At 72.1% G+C, this 19,342-nt stretch carries 18 protein-coding genes and 1 tRNA gene; 5 read left to right on the top strand and 14 right to left on the bottom strand.

The genetic code is table 11. From position 1 onward, the window contains the following. Window positions 1–237 precede the first annotated feature (237 nt). Window positions 238–798: a hypothetical protein gene (locus GA0070560_RS21290; RefSeq protein WP_091300709.1), complete on the bottom strand. Its 561-nt coding sequence runs from the start codon at window positions 796–798 to the stop codon at window positions 238–240. Between the two features lie 333 nt (window positions 799–1,131). Here GA0070560_RS21290 and GA0070560_RS21285 point away from each other — a divergent pair, with 333 nt between their 5' ends. Further along, complete coding sequence (locus tag GA0070560_RS21285; protein WP_091300706.1) at window positions 1,132–2,433, top strand: hypothetical protein; 1,302 nt, start codon at window positions 1,132–1,134, stop codon at window positions 2,431–2,433. A 125-nt stretch (window positions 2,434–2,558) separates the two neighbouring features. Here the strand turns inward: GA0070560_RS21285 and GA0070560_RS21280 are convergent, their stop codons facing one another. The 4 genes from GA0070560_RS21280 to GA0070560_RS21265 all read right to left on the bottom strand — a co-directional run bounded on the left by GA0070560_RS21280 (window position 2,559) and on the right by GA0070560_RS21265 (window position 5,387). Beyond that, the gene (locus GA0070560_RS21280; RefSeq protein ID WP_245675636.1) at window positions 2,559–2,939 is read right to left on the bottom strand and encodes a nuclear transport factor 2 family protein; all 381 of its coding nucleotides are present in this window, start codon (window positions 2,937–2,939) and stop codon (window positions 2,559–2,561) included. 343 nt (window positions 2,940–3,282) lie between these two features. Then, window positions 3,283–3,996, bottom strand: coding sequence for a peptidase associated/transthyretin-like domain-containing protein (locus tag GA0070560_RS21275; protein WP_139131558.1), 714 nt, complete (start codon window positions 3,994–3,996; stop codon window positions 3,283–3,285). Between the two features lie 427 nt (window positions 3,997–4,423). Further along, window positions 4,424–4,987, bottom strand: coding sequence for a dihydrofolate reductase family protein (locus GA0070560_RS21270; protein WP_091300742.1), 564 nt, complete (start codon window positions 4,985–4,987; stop codon window positions 4,424–4,426). Between the two features lie 326 nt (window positions 4,988–5,313). Beyond that, window positions 5,314–5,387 (bottom strand) — tRNA-Thr (locus tag GA0070560_RS21265). Window positions 5,388–5,557: 170 nt separating this feature from the next. Between GA0070560_RS21265 and GA0070560_RS21260 the strand changes: the two genes are divergently transcribed. Beyond that, window positions 5,558–7,306: a metallophosphoesterase family protein gene (locus tag GA0070560_RS21260; protein WP_245675635.1), complete on the top strand. Its 1,749-nt coding sequence runs from the start codon at window positions 5,558–5,560 to the stop codon at window positions 7,304–7,306. Window positions 7,307–7,581: 275 nt separating this feature from the next. Here GA0070560_RS21260 and GA0070560_RS21255 read toward each other — a convergent pair whose 3' ends face one another. From GA0070560_RS21255 to tmk, 7 genes are all read right to left on the bottom strand, one after another. Beyond that, the gene (locus GA0070560_RS21255) at window positions 7,582–7,773 is read right to left on the bottom strand and encodes a hypothetical protein (protein WP_211565945.1); all 192 of its coding nucleotides are present in this window, start codon (window positions 7,771–7,773) and stop codon (window positions 7,582–7,584) included. 36 nt (window positions 7,774–7,809) lie between these two features. Beyond that, window positions 7,810–8,670, bottom strand: coding sequence for a PSP1 domain-containing protein (locus GA0070560_RS21250; RefSeq protein ID WP_091300699.1), 861 nt, complete (start codon window positions 8,668–8,670; stop codon window positions 7,810–7,812). A gap of 273 nt (window positions 8,671–8,943) precedes the next feature. Further along, complete coding sequence (locus tag GA0070560_RS21245; protein WP_091300697.1) at window positions 8,944–9,612, bottom strand: hypothetical protein; 669 nt, start codon at window positions 9,610–9,612, stop codon at window positions 8,944–8,946. Beyond that, complete coding sequence (locus GA0070560_RS21240) at window positions 9,612–9,917, bottom strand: hypothetical protein (RefSeq protein ID WP_091300696.1); 306 nt, start codon at window positions 9,915–9,917, stop codon at window positions 9,612–9,614. The genes GA0070560_RS21245 and GA0070560_RS21240 overlap by 1 nt, the downstream gene beginning before the upstream one ends. Continuing rightward, the gene (locus GA0070560_RS21235) at window positions 9,917–10,243 is read right to left on the bottom strand and encodes a YbaB/EbfC family nucleoid-associated protein (protein WP_091300694.1); all 327 of its coding nucleotides are present in this window, start codon (window positions 10,241–10,243) and stop codon (window positions 9,917–9,919) included. The genes GA0070560_RS21240 and GA0070560_RS21235 overlap by 1 nt, the downstream gene beginning before the upstream one ends. A 108-nt stretch (window positions 10,244–10,351) precedes the next feature. Continuing rightward, complete coding sequence (locus GA0070560_RS21230) at window positions 10,352–11,590, bottom strand: DNA polymerase III subunit delta' (RefSeq protein WP_091300692.1); 1,239 nt, start codon at window positions 11,588–11,590, stop codon at window positions 10,352–10,354. Beyond that, on the bottom strand, window positions 11,590–13,686 hold the full coding sequence (gene tmk / locus GA0070560_RS21225) for a dTMP kinase (RefSeq protein ID WP_139131559.1): 2,097 nt from the start codon (window positions 13,684–13,686) through the stop codon (window positions 11,590–11,592). The genes GA0070560_RS21230 and tmk overlap by 1 nt, the downstream gene beginning before the upstream one ends. Before the next feature lie 273 nt (window positions 13,687–13,959). Between tmk and GA0070560_RS21220 the strand changes: the two genes are divergently transcribed. Continuing rightward, a complete protein-coding gene (locus GA0070560_RS21220; RefSeq protein WP_091300690.1) occupies window positions 13,960–15,168 on the top strand; it encodes an alanine racemase in 1,209 nt (402 codons plus the stop codon). A 56-nt stretch (window positions 15,169–15,224) separates the two neighbouring features. Here the strand turns inward: GA0070560_RS21220 and GA0070560_RS21215 are convergent, their stop codons facing one another. Then, on the bottom strand, window positions 15,225–15,800 hold the full coding sequence (locus GA0070560_RS21215) for a TetR/AcrR family transcriptional regulator (protein ID WP_091300689.1): 576 nt from the start codon (window positions 15,798–15,800) through the stop codon (window positions 15,225–15,227). A 225-nt stretch (window positions 15,801–16,025) separates the two neighbouring features. On the opposite strand from GA0070560_RS21215, the gene GA0070560_RS21210 reads away from it, so the two are divergent. After that, window positions 16,026–17,333: a D-arabinono-1,4-lactone oxidase gene (locus GA0070560_RS21210; protein WP_091300687.1), complete on the top strand. Its 1,308-nt coding sequence runs from the start codon at window positions 16,026–16,028 to the stop codon at window positions 17,331–17,333. A gap of 43 nt (window positions 17,334–17,376) precedes the next feature. Beyond that, entirely contained in the window at window positions 17,377–18,294 is a 918-nt protein-coding gene (locus GA0070560_RS21205; RefSeq protein ID WP_139131557.1) for a hypothetical protein, read from the top strand. A gap of 22 nt (window positions 18,295–18,316) precedes the next feature. On the opposite strand, the gene GA0070560_RS21200 is transcribed toward GA0070560_RS21205, so the two are convergent. Continuing rightward, window positions 18,317–19,339, bottom strand: coding sequence for a C40 family peptidase (locus tag GA0070560_RS21200; RefSeq protein WP_245675634.1), 1,023 nt, complete (start codon window positions 19,337–19,339; stop codon window positions 18,317–18,319). Window positions 19,340–19,342: the final 3 nt, after the last annotated feature.

Here is a 19,342-nt window from a genome sequence, read left to right as displayed (position 1 = left end):
GCGCTCCGGTCCGGTAGGCGCAACCGTCGCCGCACCGGTGCGACCACGGTGGACGGCAGCGAGCACGACGGGCACCCGGGTGTCCTGCGCTTCGACTTCCCGTCCGACGGGCGGAAGGGCCGCTGCGCGAGATCAGCTGGGACGACTGACGCGTACCGCCGGGGGCCCGGACCGACGTGCGACGTGGTCCGGGCCCTCGCCGTTCCTGCCGGCCCGCGGACGGGACGGCGGAGCCGTTCAGCGGGAGGGCAGGCCGATCCGGAACGGCCGCTGGCCGCCGGCCAGCTCCGGCCAGTCGTCGGGCTCGTCGGAGGCGATCCGCTCCGCGTGCGGCACCCGCAGCTGGACCCGTACCGCGCGGATGAACTCGTGCAGCGCGTCGGTCAGCCGCCGCTCCGGCGACGCCCCGGGATACTCCGCCGCCCGCTCGTCCTCGTGCCCCTCGGCGACCCGTGCCACCGCCCAGGAGTGGCGGACCACCATCCGCGCGGCGCGCTGCACCCGCTCGTCGCCGACCAGCCGGATCTGTTCGAGCAGGGCGTTCAACCGCTGCCGCTCCTCCTCCGTACGCTCCTGGTGGGCGGCCCGGTCCGGCGCGTCCGCCAGCCGGGAGGCCGAGTGGCGGAAGACGCGGACCGTCGAGGCGAACTCGACGCTCAGGTCGTAGAGCGGGGCGTCCCAGCGGGTCGCCAGCTGGCGCTTCTCCTTACGACGCTCGATCAGCAGTGAGGGCACCAGGCCGATCAGCGCGCCGGCAGCGAGCGTCAGGATCGTCCCGGCCAGCGTAGACCAGTTCACGCCGGCAGGCTATGCGACCCGGTCAACGTGGTGCGACCGTCCACAGCGGTTCGGCCGGGACGACCTGCCGGGGCAGGCCAGCGACATCGCCTCGCTCGCGACCGGGTTGTCGCGACGCGGATCGCATCGAGCGCCGCCTCACCTCGACGGGGCGGCGGGTGTCGGCACCGTCCTTTATGCTCCGATCAGCCGCAGCGAGGGCGAGAGCAGGGCGTTTGCCGCGCGATGCCCACCCACCCGGCCCGTCACGCTACCGAAAGTCACCGTCTGAACCCGGATTGTTCGGAGGCCTCACCGATGACTCGCAGAAGGCTGCGACCTTTTGCCGCGACCATGGCGGTCGCACTCTCCCTCGCCTGCCTCGTCTCGACACCGACGGTCGCCTCGGCCGTGCTCAGCCCACCGTCCTCGATATCCCCGGCGGGCTACGACTCCTACGACCAGCAACAGGCCTTCGACCGGCAGGGCGACGCGCTCTTCACCTGGGTGCGGGAGGACCACACCTATCCGCGCTACCGGTACGTCCAGATCAAGTCCCGCAGCTACCGGGGCACCTGGGGCACCACTACCACCGTGTCTCCATATGGGCAGGATCCGCGTGCGCCGAAGGTCGCCCTGGACGACGACGGTGACGCGATCGTGGTGTGGCACGCGTACGACGGCGTCGACTACCACGCCTACGCCCGACGCGTCTCCCGGTACGGGACGCCGGGGCCGCTCGTGGAGCTGTCCGCGCCCGGATTGACGGTGCACGGCACCAACGTCGCCATCGACCCCGACGGCGACGCGGTCATCACCTGGATCGAGTGGGACGAGGACGTCGCCGTCCGGCCGATGATGCGCCGCTACAGCAGCAGCGGGTCCCTGGCGCCGGCCGTGGTGCTCGCCTCGACCCCGGCGCACGCGGAGACCCCGGCGGTGGCGTACGACCGGGAGGGCGACGCCGTCCTCGCCTGGGCCAACGACAACGTCGTGCAGGCCCGGACGCTCAGCGCCGACGGGACCCTCGGTGAGCTCAGGACGGTGTCGGCGCCTCTCTCGCCGATCGACCGCCATTTCACCGCCAAGGTGACCGTGGACCGGGACGGCGACGCGCTCGTCACCTGGCGACACTGGACCGCCGCGGACCAGAGCGACCAGATCTGGGGTCGCTGGCTGTCCCGCGAGGGGACCGTCGGCGAGGTCCGCCAGCTCACCCCCTCGGCGCACACCGACCCGGTGAACTACTCGGTCGCCGGCGACCTCGACGGCGACATGCTGCTGACCTGGGACCTGTTCGGAACCGGGCACCTCTACTCCGTCACCATCAGCCGTACGAAGGCGGTCGGAGAGCCGGTCCTGCTGTCGAGCTTCGGCCGGATGCACTCCGTCCGGCTCGACGACGACGGTGACGGCATCGTGGTCTGGCAGGGGCAGGGCATCGACGGTTCGGTCAGCAGCATCGCCGCTCGGCGGGTGAACCAGTCCGGGACGTTCGGCGCCACGGAGGTGGTGGTACCCAACGGCACGACGCCGACGGTCGCGGTGACCCCCGGAGGCCGGGCCGCCGTCGCATGGCAACGGCGCTTCCAGGTAGACCTCCAGGTCCAGGCGAGCGTCGACCCGTACGTCACCGGTCAGACGACGCGGTCCTGAACCGACGACGGTCGCCGCGCCCGTCATGGGGGCTGGTCTCCCCTGCTCGTCGATCGTCCCGGAGGCCGGTGACAGCGCCCGACCCGACGTCTCTCACCCGGGTTGGTCGTCGTCCCGTGCTCGTGTCAGCTTCCATCGGGGCGGGAGGCGGCGGTCGGCTGCGCCGGCCAGAAAGGCCACTCCTCGAACGACCTGCAGCGCCCGTCCTCGGCGAAGCGCATGATCCACAGGTCGCGGTACTCCTGGTCGACCGGATTGCCGTAGCGGACCTCGACCCGCGCCACCGCAGTGTCGCCCTCCACCGCGACGATCTCGCTCGTCAGGTGGAACACCTCGTCCGGGCCGATGCGCTCGTCCGCCCACATCCTGGCTATGCCCGGCAGGCCGACGATCGGTGTCCGGTAGGGCCCCTGCAGATAGCTCGCGTCCGCGGTGAAGATCGTGGCGAGCAGCTCCGTCCCCGGCGCCCGCCACGCCTGCTCGTACGCCCCGAGCCAGCCAGTCACCTGCTCCCTGTCCACAGGATCCAGCTTGCCCGGTGACTGACCTCTCCCGGCGGGGATCGAGCCGGACGGTGAGGACTGCGCTGGCGGATCCACCTGATCCTGGTGGACCGCGAGATTGCGCTGACGAGCTCGGGTGAGTGATGTTTCGCTACCCGGCCGACGAAGCGAGCAAAAAGACCCAGGTCATGATCGGCGACAAATCGATGACCTGGGCCTTCCCACTGGGCCGCCTGACGGAATCGAACCGTCGACCTACCCATTACGAGTCAGCACCCGGGCGCGGGCCCACCACCCTGGTCCTTATACGGTCACGATGCCCAGCCCATTCCATAGGTGCTGGTCATCAGCTCCCGGAATCTGGGAACAGGTAAAGGTCGAACCACAGTCCCTGACTGTCAACCTCCAACTGCTGGCTGCTGCCCGAGAGGCTGGGCGGGCCAGCATAAGTGCCGGTCAGCGTGTAGAGACCCGGATCAACAGCGAATTGAAAGCCGCCGTCAGAGCCAGTAACAACCTCGATCCCCACCGGCTCCAGCCGGATCGTCGCCCCCGCCACCGGCAGCCAGGTGTTCATGTCGAGCGCCTGGCCCCTGAGGCTCCACATGACGGACACCGTGAAGGATCCCTGCGTCATGGGACTGACCCGGCCTCGGCGGTCGACTGCCACCGCGTACACCGGACGCTCACCGTTCACGTTGCCGACGTCGATCGTCACATTGGCCGCCCCGTCAGGCCCCGCCGGGACCATGCTGTCCAGGCTGGTGCCGCCGACGCTGTACCGGTAACTGGTCACCGAGGTGTCACCGTTCGCGTCGAACCTGATGGCAAGCTGACCGCCTTCGACCACGCTGTCCCCGTTCGGGAAGCTGATCGTCGGCTGGAGGGGCGCCTTCGTCTTGACCGACCGCGCGACGCCCGCCGACGCGGGCGGCGCCAGCAGCGTCGAACCGGCGGCCAGCAGCACCAGCGACGCGGTCAGCGCAACGAGCCCACGACGAGTGGAACGGGTGCGCGCACCCGAGGTTGATTCGATTAACAATTCCGGCCCCCGAATCATCAGAACGTCATATCGTGGTCAAACTAGTCGGCAAGTTGACCTCCGTCAACATCCTTCAATCCAGCGAGCTGCCAATTTTCGAGGTACAGCTGATGGTGAATCAAACTGCCAACAGCAAGCAGTTTTGAGCAACAGGGCTCAGCGGCGGTCTACGTGAAGCCGGTGGAGGGTCGGAGTCGGCACCGCCTCCCACGCAAATGCGGTCAACTCACGGTCGTGTTCGTCGCACAACACCAGCCGGACCGCGAGGTCCTTGACGGAGCGGTTGAGCTTGATCCTCTTCTGGTGCCGCTCGATTCCCTCCAGCGGCTCGTCGGTCCACGCCTCTCCACGGGTTGCCGGACGATGACGGCTCTCGAAGTTGAGCAGGGTTCTCGGCTGGGGCGACGGGCGACCCGAAACCCAGGCCGATCCGAGGTTGAGGTACTCAGCGCCTGGTCTCGTACCTGGTCAGGACCACGCCGTCAGGGAACGTCCGGGTCTCCACCAGGGTCAGGTTCACCCAGTTGTCCAGGGCCGCAAAGAACGGCGTGCCGCCACCTACCAGGACCGGATGGGTGACGATCGCGTACTCGTCGATCAACCCGTCCCGCATGGCCACTGCGGCGAGTGTGGCGCCGCCGATGTCCATGGGGCCGCCGTCCTCGGCCTTCAGCCGGGTGATCTCGGTGACCGCGTCGCCGGTGACCAGGCGGGTGTTCCAGTCGACCGTGCTGGTCGTCGAGGAGAACACCACCTTCGGCATGTCCCGCCAGCGGCGGGCGAACTCGATCTCCGCCGGTGTGGCATCCGGCTGCTGGTCGGCGGTCGGCCAGTGGGAGCTCATCGTCTCCCACAGTCTGCGCCCGTACAGCGCCGTGCCTGTCGCCCTCACCCGGTCGGACCACCACTGGAACAGCTCGTCGCTCGGCACACTCCAGCCGAGGTCGTCGCCGGGCGCGGCGATGTAGCCGTCCAGGCTCAGGTTCATGCCGAAGGTCAGTTTTCCCATGGTGTCAGCCTCCCGTGAGTCGGTACTCGGCATACAGACCAGCACGGCGCGGAAGAATCATCGGTCAGGCCACACCGAGGGCTGGTTCACCGAGGATGTGTCGAGCCAACTTGGCGTTCCGGTGAGCACCCTCCACCAGTGACGCTACGGGCGGCATGAGCTGGCGTCACGGCGTCAGATCCTTGTTCGGTGACGACCTGGACGCGGTCGCGAACCGGCTGGACGAGGCGGTCGCGGCGCGGGATGCGGACTGGCACGGCCAGCGGCGATGCGGTCGACCTCGGGAAACGGCGAAGCCCAGGCCTATGACCTGGGCTTCTATACCGAGCCGCCTGACGGAATCGAACCGTCGACCTACGCATTACGAGTGCGTCGCTCTAGCCGACTGAGCTAAGGCGGCAACGATCAGCAAGTGTACGCCACGCCCCGACCACCGGCCGAGGGGGTTCCCTTCCCCGACCCGACCAACGACCCGGACACCACCCGGCCCGTCGATCGATCCCGACATCGCGCACGATCGGGCCGTTCGCCGGACAGCGGTAGCGGCAGGTCCGGACTACGCTCCGCCGGGTGACGGACGATTCAGGAATCCACCCCGAAGCCGCTCACCCCGAGGACGGCGAGCACGTCCCCGGTGAACGGGCCGTCCGCCGGCCGCGCAGCCTCGACCCGGTCGAGCTGGGCTTCACCCCACGCAGGCCGGTCCCGTGGCTCGCGCCGTTCCTGCTGATCAGCACCGGCATCCGTACGCTGCTGGCGATGCTGTTCGGGGCGTACCTGGACAAGCGGGAGCTGCAGAACGCCCTGGACGCGAGGATCGCGAGGCAGGTGGGGCCGGACGGTGGGCTCTGGCTGGACTACGTGGCGGACCTGGGTGACGGCTTCAACGCCACGTACTCGGTGGCGTACCTGCTGGCGCAGCCGGAGCTGGTGGTGGACGGGCACCGGCTGCCCCGGGCGCAGACGCTGGTGATGGGTGGCGACCAGGTCTACCCGTCGGCGGGCTACGAGGCGTACGAGGACCGCTGCAAGGGGCCGTACCAGGCCGCCATGCCAGTGGCCCCACCCGAGCGTCCGACGCTCTTCGCCGTGCCCGGCAACCACGACTGGTACGACGGCCTGACCGCCTTCCTGCGGATCTTCGTCCGCTCCCGGGACCGGCACTTCGGCGGCTGGGGCACCGGCCAGTCCCGGTCGTACTTCGCGGTGGAACTACCCGGCGACTGGTGGCTGCTCGGCCTCGACGACCAGTCCGGGTCGTACCTGGACGATCCGCAGCTCGCCTACTTCGACGAGGTGGCCCGCCGGCTGGGGCCGGGAAGCCGGGTGGTCCTGGCAGTGCCGGCGCCGACGTGGGTCAAGGCCGTCGACCATCCCACCGCGTACGACTCGATCGACTACTTCATTCGTACGATCATCGCCCCCACCGGCGCGCACGTACGGCTGCTGATCTCGGGCGACCTGCACCACTACGCCCGGTATGCCGGCCCGGACCGGCAGCTCGTCACCTGCGGCGGGGGCGGGGCGTACCTCTACCCGACGCACAAGCTCCCGCAGCGGATCGAGGTGCCGCCGAAGGACACTCTCTCCCGGCGGGCCAGCCGCACCCGCGGGTACGACCTGGCCGGCTGCTACCCGGACGCGGCGCGCTCCCGGCGGTACGGCTGGGGGATCTTCGCCCGGCTCCCGTTCCGCAACCCGGGCTTCACGACGCTGCTCGGCACCGTGCACACGCTGCTGATGCTGGCCATGGCCGGTACGGCGGCGAACCGGGCGGGCACCACCGAGCAGCGGCTGTTCAGCGTCCCGCTGGTGATCATGGTGGGGGTGGCGTTGCTCGGCGCGGCGTTCTTCGCCAAGCCGCCGAGCGCCGGCGGGAAACGGCACGTCCGGCACTGGATCCTGGGGATCGGCCACGGCTTGACGCACGTCGGGCTGGCCGCCGCCGGCACCTGGGCCTGGCTGGCGTTGCCTCTCTACGAGTGGCCGTGGCCGCTGCCGGCGGTCGCCGCGGCGGTCGTCTACGGGCCGGTGATCGGGCTGGTCTCCAGCCAGGTGGTGGCCGCGTATCTGCTGATCGCGGGCAGTTTCGGGGTGAACCTCAACGAGCTCTTCGCCGGCCAGGGCATCGAGGACGCGAAGTCGTTCCTGCGCCTGCACGTCACTCCCGACGGCGCCCTGACGATCTACCCGATCGCCGTCGACCGGGTCTCCCGCGACTGGCGCCTCAACCCCGACCAGTCCCCCACCGCCAGCTGGCTGCTCCCGAAGGGCCCCCTCACCCCCCGCCTAGCCGAACCCCCCATCACCCTCACCTGACTGCAAACCTGTCCGGATAGCCCCCCCCCACCACCCGACCACCCACCACCGCCCACCGGCAGCCGGAGTTGACCAAGAAGTTTGCGGCGTCCAGGGGGGTCGGATCAGGACCAAAACTTCTTGATCACCGGCGAAGGGCCGGGGCGGGGGTGGGACGTCCGGCTCACCTGGTTGGAGGCAGCGTCACGTGGCGAAGGATTCGATGAACCTGTGGAAGTTCCGGGAGCCCTCGCAGAGGAAGGTCAGCGGCTCGTCGTGGCCGGCGACCAGCGCCCTTACGTCATCCCGCGCCAGATGTGGTGCTCGTGCCCGAGACCGTCCAACGGCTCACCAGTCTCCGGGTCGCCTTGATAAGCCAGTTCCCGGTCACCATTGATGGCATGGTAGCCGCGCCGCTGCAACTCTTTGCAGACCGAAGTCTTGCCGGTTCCGGAGACGCCTTCGATCAGATAGTTCCGCACGCCCATCGCGGGATCACCGCCGTGAGCGACGAGGCACGTCGATCATCGCGCTGCACCCTCCGGGCCTGACAGGTCACGGCTTTCGTAGGCGCGGCGGGAGCCGCAGACGTCGGCGCGGGAGCACATGGAGCGCGAGCCGTCGGCGTCCAGGCGGACGGTCACCGCGTCTCTCGGCACACTGTGGCTGACCACGCGGCCCTCCCCTTCCGGCGTGGTGACGCGGGTGCCGATGGCCGGGGCCGACTCCTGGAACCGCTGGTAGAGCGGGTGCTCGTACTTCAGGCAGCACATCAGCCGACCGCAGGCGCCGGAGATCCGCAGCGGGTTCAGCGGCAGGTCCTGGTCCTTCGCCATCCGGATGGTCACCGGCTCGAAGTCGTTGAGGAAGGTCGCGCAGCACAGGTCGCGCCCGCAGGAGCCGATGCCGCCCTGCACCCGCGCCGAGTCGCGTGCCGATAGTTGGCGCAGCTCCACCCGGCAGTGCAGGGTCGCGCCCAGGTCACGGACCAGCGAGCGGAAGTCGACCCGGTGCGGGGCGGTGAAGTAGACCGTGGTCCGGTCGCCGGAGCCCTCGACGGTGCCGAAGACGTGGTCGACGGCGACCACCTTCATCGGCAGCCCGTGCTCCCGGATCAGCCGCTTCGCCGCCACCTTCGCCTCGGCCTTGCGCCGGCGCAGCAGTTCGTCGCGGCGCAGGTCCTCCTCCTGCGCCAGCCCGGCCAGCTTCGGGAAGCCGTCGGTGTCCTCGGTGACCCACTGCGCGGCCCAGACGCACTCCGCCACCTCGGGCCCGTCGTCGGTGGGCACCAGCACCCGGTCGCCGACCTGCGGACGCAACTCACCCGGGTCCAGGTAGTAGAGGCGCCCGTACCGGTTGAAGCTGACCGCGCAGAGCATGCCCATGCGCTCCACCCTACGACGGACGACCGGCCACCACCGGCCCACCCGTCGCCGGCCGGTCACCCCGTGCAGTCGTCCACGGTCGCCGACTCGTGCCCTGATCCCTCGCCCGGACGGTGGAATCCGGCCGGTGCCGGAGGACAAACGGCCACGGTGGGCGTTGAGTGGAGTCAGACCTGCGGGGGGTGCAGGGGAAAGGCCACGGCGCCGCCGCCGGGCCCGGCCGGTCCGGGCGTCGCGCGCGGCGCCGTGGTCCGCCCGCCTGAGGATCAGCGCTCAGCGGCCCACGCGCAGCGTGCCGTCGTAGCGGACCCCTGCCGTGCCGGCCTGCCCGCGCCACGTCGACTCGGCCAGGCTCGGCGACCACTCGCGCAGCAGCGTCTCCGCGCCGTCGTACGCCACGCCGAGCACCGAGAGCACCCGGGTGGCGATCTCCGCCGCCGCGAGGGTGCCCGGACCGGGTTCCGCACCGAGGGCGGTGGCGGCGTGCACGTGTACGGCCTCGGTGGAGCCGATGACCTCGGCGAGCACCCGGGCCACCGCCAGCCGGCTCCCCTCCACCCAGTGGGCCAGGGCGTCGGCGTAACCGGCGGTCGACTCCAGCCGCCCGACCAGGCTCTCCGGCCCCTCGTCGAGGTGGCGCAGCAGGGCCGAACGGGCCTCGTCGTACGCCGACGCGGCCGGACCGGACCACAGGCCCGGATCGGTCAGGGCGGCGGACGCGTCGTCGTACCCCCGGACGAGCCGGCGCACCGCGTGCCCGGCGGTCGCCAGCGGCGCGGGGTGCAGGTCGAGGAAGGCGCGCAGCGCGTCGCCGGGGAGCACCTGCATGCGGCGCAGCAGCGGCCAGAGCCGGTGCCCCTCGGGAGCCCCGGCGGCGAGCAGCCGATCGACCCGGCGCAGCAGGTCCAGGCCGGGCTCGGCGAGCCGGTCGAGGGCGTCCATCAGCGCTCCCCGGCCAGCCGCCGCCGGGCGATGTCGTCGGCGTCGGCGTAGCGGTCGGCGGCGCTGCGCACGGCGGAGGCCGCGGCGGCGAGCCGGGCGGCGGCCGCGCTCGCCTCACGGGCCCGGTCGCCGGTGGCGGTGGTCCACTGCCGGTGCAGGGCACGGCCGATCTCCCCGGGCCGGCCCGGGGCGTCGGCGCCGAAGGCCGGGTGGGCCGGGTCGGCGGCGGTGACCGTGCGGGACAGCACGGCCAGCGTGGCGCTCGCCTCCTCCAGCCGGGCAGCGAGGGCGCGCAACGTGTCCATCAGGCCCCCGCCAGCGGCCGGTACGCCGCGAAGGTCTCGTTGTGCAGCTTCTCCCGGGCCCACTGGGCGGCGTCCGCGGCGGCGGTCACCGCGGCCTGCACCGAGCCGGCGACGTCGCGCGGGTGGCGGTGGTGCAGCGGCCCGAGGAAACGCACGTCGGTGATCCGGCCGCCGGCGGTCACCACCACCTCGACCAGCCCGTCGGGCGAGCGGACGGTGACCTCGACCGTGTCGACCGCCTGGTCGAACTCGGCCTGCAGGGACTCGATACGGCGGTAGCGCCGCACCGCCTCCTCGATCCACGCCTCGTCGATCTCGCGCGGCATCGGTTCTCCCCCCGGCCGACCTCACCCTGCGTACCGCCACCGTCACCACGGCACACCGGACCGTACCGCACGCCCACGACGCCTGTCGATGCCGCCCGGGGGTGGCCCCTACCCCTTCCAGAGGGCGAGCATCATCGCCTCCACCGCGATCCGCGGCTTGACGTTCGCCTCGATGGCCGTGCGGCACTCCAGCACGGCCTCCAGCCGCCGCAGCGCGCCCTCGGCCGCCCACTTCTGCGCGCCCGCCTCGGCCATCGCGGCGGTGTCGGTGTGCACCGGGGCCACCGGCGCGCGCAGCGCCATGGTGAGCGCGTCCCGGTAGAAGCCGGCCAGGTCGACCAGGGCCCGGTCGAGGGCGTCGCGCTGGGCCCGGGTGGCCCGCGACTTCTGCCGCTTCTCCAGGTCCTTGAGCTGCCCGGCGGCGCCGCGCATCGCACCGGCCGCACCCCGCCCGGTGCCGCCCGCGCCGAGCGCGGTCTGCAGGGCGGCCCGCTCGGCCGCGTCGGCCTCCGCGACGGACGCCTCGGCCTCCGCCTCCGCCGCCTCGATCAGCGCGGACGCCGCGTCCAACGCGGTGCCGACACCGGTGAGCCGGCGCGGCACCGCCAGCACGGCGTCCCGGCGCTGCCGGGCCTCCGGGTCGCGGGCCAGCCGCCGGGCCCGCCCGACGTGCCCCTGCGCGGCCGCCGCCGCCCACTGCGCCACGTCGGGCGCGATGCCGTCCCGGCGGACCAGCACCTCGGCCACCGCGCTGGCCGGCGGCTGCCGCAGCGGTACGACCCGGCAGCGCGAGCGGATGGTCACCGACACGTCGTCCGGGTGGGTGGACGGGGCGCAGAGCAGGAAGACGGTCCGCGGTGGCGGCTCCTCGACCGCCTTGAGCAGCGCGTTGCCGGCCGCCTCGGTGAGCCGGTCGGCGTCGGAGACGATCACGATCTGCCAACGGCCGCCGGAGGGGGTGCTCGCGGCCCGGAGCACCAGCGCCCGCATCTCGCTCACCCCGATGGAGAGCCCTTCGGGCACCACCAGCCGGACGTCGGCGTGGGTGCCGGTCATCGTGGTGTGGCAGCCGGGGCACTCGCCGCAGCCGGTGCCGTGCACGCACTGGAGGGCGGCGGCGAAGGCGCGGGCGGCCACCGACCGGCCGGAACCGGGCGGGCCGGTGAAGATCCAGGCGTGGGTCATCCCCGCGCCCGGGTCGACCGCGGGGCCGTACCCGTCGAGGTCGTCGGGGGCCGGCCCGGGCCCGTGGGCGGCGCGCAGCACGGCGGCGGCCGACGCGGCGGCGCGGCGCAGCGTGTCGACCGCCTCGTCCTGGCCGACGAGGTCGGCGAAGACGTCCGGCATCAGGTCCGATGCTCCATCGTCACCAGCTCCGCGTCGGATAACTCGGGCTGCACCGAGGTGTCCGGCCCGTGGGCGGGGCGCGGATGCACGATGCCGGCCGGATCCACCAGGAACTCCTGCACCCGGCGGGCGACCAGGGCGGAGATCTCCTCGGCCGGTCGGGAGGCGTCGAGCACCAGGTAGCGCTTCGGGTCGTTGGCGGCCAGGTCGAGGAAGGCGTACCGGACCCGCTCGTGGAAGGCGAGCGACTCGGCCTCCAGCCGATCGGTGCCCTGGTTGCGGGAGGCCACCCGGGACAGGCCGGTGTGCGGGTCGACGTCGAGGAGCACCACCAGGTCGGGCTTGAGGCCGCCGGTGGCCCAGGAGGAGAGCCAGGAGACCTCCTCGACCGGCAGCGTCCGCCCGGCCCCCTGGTACGCCAGGGAGGAGTCGACGTACCGGTCGCTGATCACCACCGCGCCCCGCACCAGCGCCGGACGGACCACGGTGGCGACGTGGTGGGCGCGGTCGGCGGCGTAGAGCAGTGCCTCGGCGCGTGGGGACGGGGCGTCGGCGCCGGAGTTCTCCAGCACCAGCGAGCGGACCCGTTCCCCCACCGGCGTCGCGCCCGGCTCGCGGGTGACCACGACCTCGCGTCCCTGCCCGCGCAACTGCTCGGCGAGCGCGCGCAGCTGGGTGGACTTGCCGGCGCCCTCGCCGCCCTCGAAGACCACGAACAGCCCGCTGGAGACGAAGGGCTCGGCCGGCATCAGCGGACGGCCCCGGATCGAGCCCCACAGGTCGGCGAGGACCGGTACACCCTTCTTGTCGTCCATCTGCCCGAAGGCGCTGATCCCGGCGAAGATGCCGGCGGCACCCGCGGCGAGCAGCAGCAGCCGGGTCGAGGAGACGGAGATGCCCAGGTCGGCGATGGTGAGCTGGCGGGAGCCACCGACGCCGACCAGGAGACTGCTCAGCGCGATGGCGAGGATCAGCACCAGCCGGGTGCCGATCTGCACCACCGCGAAGACCCGGCCGCGCACCTCGTCGGCGACCTCGCCGCCGAGCAGTGTGGTGCCGGCGAGGAAGGCCATCCCGGCACCGGCGCCCACCATGATCGCGCCGAGCATCGCCATGGACAGGTGGATGGCGAAGGCGAGCACCAGCACGGAGGCGCTGGCCAGCACGATGCTCATGCCGAACCAGCGGCGGCGGGACATGTCCCGGACGATCATCGGACCGAGCCCGATGCCGACGGCCAGGCCGATGAAGATCGCGCCGAAGAGCATGTAGAACGCCGCGTCGCCGGCACCCAGCGAGGCGGCGAAGAACTTGGCCGTGCCGATCACGATGCCGCCGCCGGCGAACGCGCCGAAGATGCCGAGCACCAGGCCGCGCACCAGCGGGGTCTGCCGGATGAACTTCCAGCCCTCGGTGAACTGACGCATCATGCTCTGCTCGGTGCGCTCCCGCTCACTGGCCTGCGTCTGGCTGATCTCCTTGATGCCGAACGCCACCACCAGCGCGGTGGCCAGCCGGGAGAACGAGTTGAACCAGAGGGCGAGCTGCGCCGGCTCGGCCCAGCCCGGCATCTCGCCGCCGGTCACCGCGCGGACGCTGCGGTCGAGCACCGCCAGGGCGACGGCGGCGGCCACCGGGGTCAGCCCGTACGTGGTGATCAGGGTGAGCTGGTTGGCGGTCTCCAGCCGGGCGCGCGGGATCAGGTTGGGGACCGCGGCCTCCTTGGCCGGGATCCAGAGCAGGGTGACCGTCTCGATTCCGAAGGTGGCGATCGCCGCCCAGGTGACCACCACGCCGCCGCTGGCCCCGGTGAGCGCGAGCAGCGGGATCGAGGCGAAGAGCACGAAGCGCAGCAGGTCGCAGATGACCATCGTCCAGCGCCGGTCGAACCGGTCGGCGAGGACGCCGGCCACCGGGCCGAGCACCAGAGCCGGGAGCAGCCGGATCGCGATCAGGGTGCCGAAGGCGGCGCCCTTGGCGGTGCTGCCGGAGACCTGGGCGGCGGCGAAGACCGAGGTGGCGAGCAGGCCGAGCCAGTCGCCGAAGGAGGCCGCGCCGAGCACGATCCAGAGCCGGCGGAACGGCCGGATGCGCAGTACCGATCGGATCGCGGCGTACCCGGAGCGGTCGGACTGTGTCCCGGACGACGACACGCCGGACGACTCGCCGTTCTTCTGGCTTTCGATGGCCGTACCTCCACGTGCCGGCCCAACACTGGGCGGTCCCGGTGCAACACTCTAGTCCCGGTGGGAGGCCTTCCCACCGCGACATTCTCCTGCTCGCCGAGCCTAGGCCGCCGGAACCAGCGTCCGCAGCCGACGGACATGAGGGTGTTTCGCATTAGTATCCCGGACAGTTAGCGTGCAACCGTGGCCACCGACAGCGACACCCTGCGCGAGCGCCTCGACCGGGCGACCGCCCACCTCGACCCGCCCTACGCCGTGGTCGACCTCACCGCCTTCGACGCCAACGCCGCCGCGCTGGCCGGACGCAGCGGCGGCAAGCCCGTCCGCGCCGCCAGCAAGTCGATCCGGGCCCGGGATCTGATCAGCCGGGCGCTCGACCGGCCCGGCTGGGCCGGGGTGATGGCGTTCACCCTGCCCGAGGCGATCTGGCTGGTACGTACCGGCGTGACCGACGACGCCCTGGTCGCCTACCCGACGGCCGACCGCCGCGCGCTCGCCGAGCTGGCCGCCGACCCGGCGCTCGCCGCGGCGGTCACCCTGATGGTCGACGGGACCGAGCAGCTCGACCTCGTCGACACGGTGTGTGCCCCCGGCCGCCGGACCGAGCTGCGGGTCTGCCTCGACCTGGACGCCTCCTGGCGACCGCTGGGCGGGCGGGTGCACGTCGGGGTGCGCCGCTCGCCGGTGCACAGCGCCCGGGCCGCCGGCGCGCTCGCCGCCACCGTCGCCGCCCGGCCGGGCTTCCGGCTGGTCGGGCTGATGTCGTACGAGGCGCAGATCGCGGGGCTCGGTGACGCACCGCCGGGGCGGGCGGCGCTGGGCGCCGCGATCCGGATCGCCCAGCGCGGGTCGTGGCGGGAACTGCTGGCCCGCCGAGGGGCGGCCGTGGCAGCGGTACGCGAGCACGCCGACCTGGAGTTCGTCAACGGCGGAGGCACCGGCAGCGTGGCCGCCACCAGCGCCGATCCCGCCGTCACCGAGGTCACCGCAGGATCGGGCCTGTACGGGCCGACGCTCTTCGACGCGTACCGGGCCTGGCGGCCGACCCCGGCGGCGTTCTTCGCCTGCACGGTTGTGCGCCGGCCGGGGCCGGGCCTGATCACCGTGCTGGGCGGGGGGTGGACCGCCTCGGGTCCGGCCGAGCGGAGCCGGTTGCCCCGACCCTGGCTGCCGGCCGGGTTGACGCTGGTCGGCACCGAGGGCGCCGGTGAGGTGCAGACGCCGCTGGCCGGTCCGGCGACGGCCGGGCTGCGGGTCGGCGACCGGGTCTGGTTCCGCCACGCGAAGGCCGGTGAGCTCTGCGAACACGTCAACGAACTGCACCTGGTCGAGGGGGACGAGGTGTTCGGCGTCGTGCCCACGTACCGGGGCGAGGGCCACGCCTTCCTCTAGACCGGGCGCCGGCCGCGCCGGACGCCGCCCGGCGCGGCGGCCGGACGGCCGGGCGGTCAGCCCTGCGTGACCGGCTCGGCCGGTGCGTCGACGTGCCGGTGCAGGTACTCGCGGATCAGCGCCTTCGCCTCGGCCAGCACCCGCTCGTCACCCTCCGGCTTACGCCGGAACGCCAGCTTGATCAGGGCGTCCGCGGCCTCGACGGCGATCTCCAGACAGAACCGCAGCCGCGGCTCGTCGACCATCCCGAACCGCTCGGTCAGCACCCGGGCCAACTGGTCGGCGATCACGCCGTTGTTGTCGCGCTGCTCATCGAGCAGGTGCAGGTCGACCACGTCGCCGAAGTGCAGGGTACGGAACCCGGGGACGGTGCGGTGCATCGTGATGTACTCGTCGATGCCAGCGTCGACGCCGTCCCACCAGTGGGTCAGGTCGTCCGAGGCGAACCGCTCGTCGAGCCGCTGCAGGTAGGACTCCATCGTGCGCAGGGTCAGCGCCTGCACGATGGCCCGCTTGTCCGGGAAGAACTGGTAGACCGATCCGATCGCCACCTCGGCCCGCTCGGCGAGCAGCGTGGTGGTCAGCCCCTCGTACCCCACTTCGTCGACGAGTTCGGCACAGGCGTCCAACATCCGCTGGACCCGCGCGACACTTCGACCCTGCACCGGAACGCGGCGCAGCGGTCCGGTCGTGGCGGCTGGTGTGGACACTCGGCGCCACCCCCCTTCGACGGAAGAACATATCTGCATGTCACGTGCTCGTGACTACCGGTACAACGAGCGGACCTCGATTCCGGTATTTACCAGCTACAACGTTCCTGATATGAAGATGGCTCATATTCACGTCGAGGAGCGCCGATGGCCGGTACCACCACCGCATGGTCCAACTGGGCAGGGAACCAGCACAGCCTCGCCAACGCCATCCTGCGCCCGAGCACGGTCGACGGCGTCACCGAGGCCGTCCGGGACGCCGCCGCGGCGGGCGAGCGGATCCGGGCGGTGGGCAGCGGCCACTCCTTCACCCCGATCGCCCGGCCCGACGGGCGGCTGCTGGACCTGACCGCGCTGGAGACCGACGTCCGGGTGGATCTCGCCAGCCGGCTCGTCACCGTCCCGGCCGGGATGACCCTACGTACGCTCAACGCGCTGCTCGCCGCGCACGGCCTCGCCATGCCCAACCTCGGCGACATCGACGCCCAGACCATCGCCGGAGCGATCTCCACCGGCACCCACGGCACCGGGGCGGCGTACGGCTGCCTCGCCACGTTCGTCGAGGCGCTGACCCTGGTCACCGGCACCGGCGAGGTGCTGCACTGCTCCGCCGACGAGCACCCCGACGTCTTCGCCGCCGCCCGGGTCGGGCTCGGCGCGCTCGGCGTGCTGGTCGAGGTGACCCTGCGCTGCGTCGACGCCTTCGTGCTGCGGGCCCACGAGCGCCCCGCGCCGCTGTCCGCCGTGCTCGCCGACCTGCCCGGGCTGATCGACCGGCACGACCACGTCGAGTTCTACTGGTTCCCGTACACCGACCGGGTGCAGGTCAAGACCAACGACCGGGTGCCCGCCGACGACCGGCCGCTGCCCCGCTGGCGCGGCTGGCTGGACGACGAGTTGCTCGCCAACACCGTCTTCGCCGGAGCCTGCCGGCTGGGCAGAGCCGTGCCGGCGCTCGCCCCGACCATCAGCGCGGTCTGCGCCCGGGCCCTCACCGAACGCACCTACACCGGCCGCTCCGACACGGTCTTCTGCACCCCGCGCCGGGTCCGGTTCGTGGAGATGGAGTACGGCGTCCCGCGCGCCCACCTGACCACCGCGCTGGAGGAACTGCGCCGTATCGTCGACCGACTGCCGTTCAAGGTGCTCTTCCCGGTCGAGGTGCGGTTCACCGCCGCCGACGACATCTGGCTGTCGCACGGCTACGGCCGGGACTCCGCGTACATCGCCGTCCACCAGTACGTCGGGATGCCGTACGAGCCGTACTTCCGGGCGTTCGAGGAGGTGACGACGGAGCTGGGCGGCCGACCCCACTGGGGAAAGATGCACTGGCGCGACGCCGCCTCGCTGGCCACGGCGTACCCGAGGTTCGCCGACTTCCAGGCGCTGCGCAACCGCCTGGACCCGGACCGCATCCTCAGCAACTCCCACCTCGACCACATCCTCGGCACCTGAGGCCACGGCAGGAGCGGTGACCGCACCCGATACCCTCCGCACGATGTCCCGGAACCGACGGCCCCGCGCCGGACTCGCCGCATGCTTGGGTGCGGCCCTGGTCTTCGCCGCCTGCACCCCAGCGCCCGCCCCGGCGCCGCCCACCTCCGCCGCAGACACGGACCCGGCCACCGAGGTCACCGCCTTCGTCGCGCAGCTCCAGCCCACCGCGGCGTACCGGAACCCGACCGCCGAGGAGCGCCGGCACGCCCGGGGCGCGGTCGACCTGCTCCTGGACGGCCGGGACGGGCTGGACGAGGCGACCGGACTGCTGACCGCCATCGGGTACGACGCGCGGGTCGGCACTGACCCGGAAACCGGCCGCGAGTACGCAATCTTCCGCACCGAGGCGGGCGGCGACCGCCCCTGGGGGATCCTGCTGGTCGACCTGTCCCGGCAGGTGGAACTGGCGATCGAGGTGCCGCACCCCAACTCCGACCTGCACACCGAGGACGTGGGGCTACGGCTGTTCCGGGCCGTGCCCGGGTCCATGCTGGTCGTCGCGGGCGCGCACCGGCGGGCCGCCGACGAGCGGGCGGACGCCGCGCACAACGAGGACGGGCTGTTCCAGGTCGTCACCGGCCGGTTCGCCCGGCGGGACCTGAACCAGATCCAACTGCACGGCTTCGCCGACAAGAGCCTTCCCGACGAGGACGCCGTGGTCTCCAACGGTCAGCGCCGTTCCAACGCGCCCCTGCGCCGCGTCGCCGATGCGTTGGAGGACGCCGGCTTCGCCACATGCCGCGCCTGGACGACCCGCTGCGGTCAGCTCGAAGGAACCACCAACACACAGGCCGAGGAGGCCCGCCGGCGCCGGTCGATCTTCATCCACCTGGAGATCACCTGGGCCGTCCGGCGGGACACCGAGCGTCGGGCCGCGCTGGTGGCGGCGCTGGCCGCCGCCGGCCTCACGGCGGACTGACGACCCGTGCCCCGCCTCCCGGTCAGATCCGGCGGGCGGTACGCAGCTTCGTGGCCCAGTAGCCGCCGCCGTCCAGCAGGGAGTCGCCGCCGAAGTCGCCCATCGTCGGGCCGTCCGCCTTGGACCGGCTGGAGATGAACCGGTGACGACCGGAGTCGTCCAGCCCGAGGTAGATGCCGGAGTGTTCGATGTGCTTGCCGCCGATCGGCCCGGCGTTGAAGAAGAGCAGGTCACCGGGCTGGAGCAGCTCGAAGTCGCGGACCGCCCGCCCGGTGTTCGGCATCAACTGGACGCCCGGGCCGAACTCCGCCATCGCGTACGCCCGGCGGGGCAGGCCGGTCCCCTTGGTGTTGGTGCCCCGCAGCGGGTACTTCATCCGGTAGCCGTACACCATCCGGATGTATCCGGAGCAGTCCAGGGCGCGGAAGTGGCTCCGCGACGGCTGCTCCTTCTTGCCGTCGGGGAACTTCCACGACACGCCGAGATAATCGTAGAAGTCCGAGTTTTCCGCCCGGCCGTCCGGGTCGGTGGCCGAGAGCGGCCCGAAGGAGGCGTCGCCAGCGGTCTGGAGCCCGTCGGCGTTGCGGCGGGGCTTCGCGCCGTCGATGTAGTCCATCATGATGGCCAGCGCGTCCGGACTCCGGTCCGCGAGCGCCTTGTCCAGCCAGGGCTTGAACCAGCCGGCCTTCTCGGCACCCGCACGCCACTCCCGGGGCGCGAGCCGGATCCAGGCGTCCGTGGTGACGGTGGCCTTGGTGAACCGCGGCTCGCTGAAGGTCCGCTCCCGTCCGGTGAGCCGGACCGTCCGCGCACCGTCGGTGAAGACCGCCACCACCCGGCCACCGCCGTCGCGCACCTCGGTCCGCGCCGGGTTCTCCAGCCGGGTGAAGGTCGGCTCGCCGGTGCCCGCCGCGGCGCCGCCGGGCGCGGCCACCGCCACCGGAGTGTCGTCGGCCGGGTCGCGGTCGGTGGCCTGCCACATGACGAGGCCACCGCCCGCGACGAGCACGAGCGCCATCAACGCCCAGATCCATTTCCTGTCCACCGC

It is taken from the genome of Micromonospora halophytica (assembly GCF_900090245.1).
GTDB lineage: Bacteria > Actinomycetota > Actinomycetes > Mycobacteriales > Micromonosporaceae > Micromonospora > Micromonospora halophytica.
The sequence above is the reverse complement of the archived record's forward strand: the minus strand, read 5'-3'. Positions and strand labels throughout refer to the sequence as shown.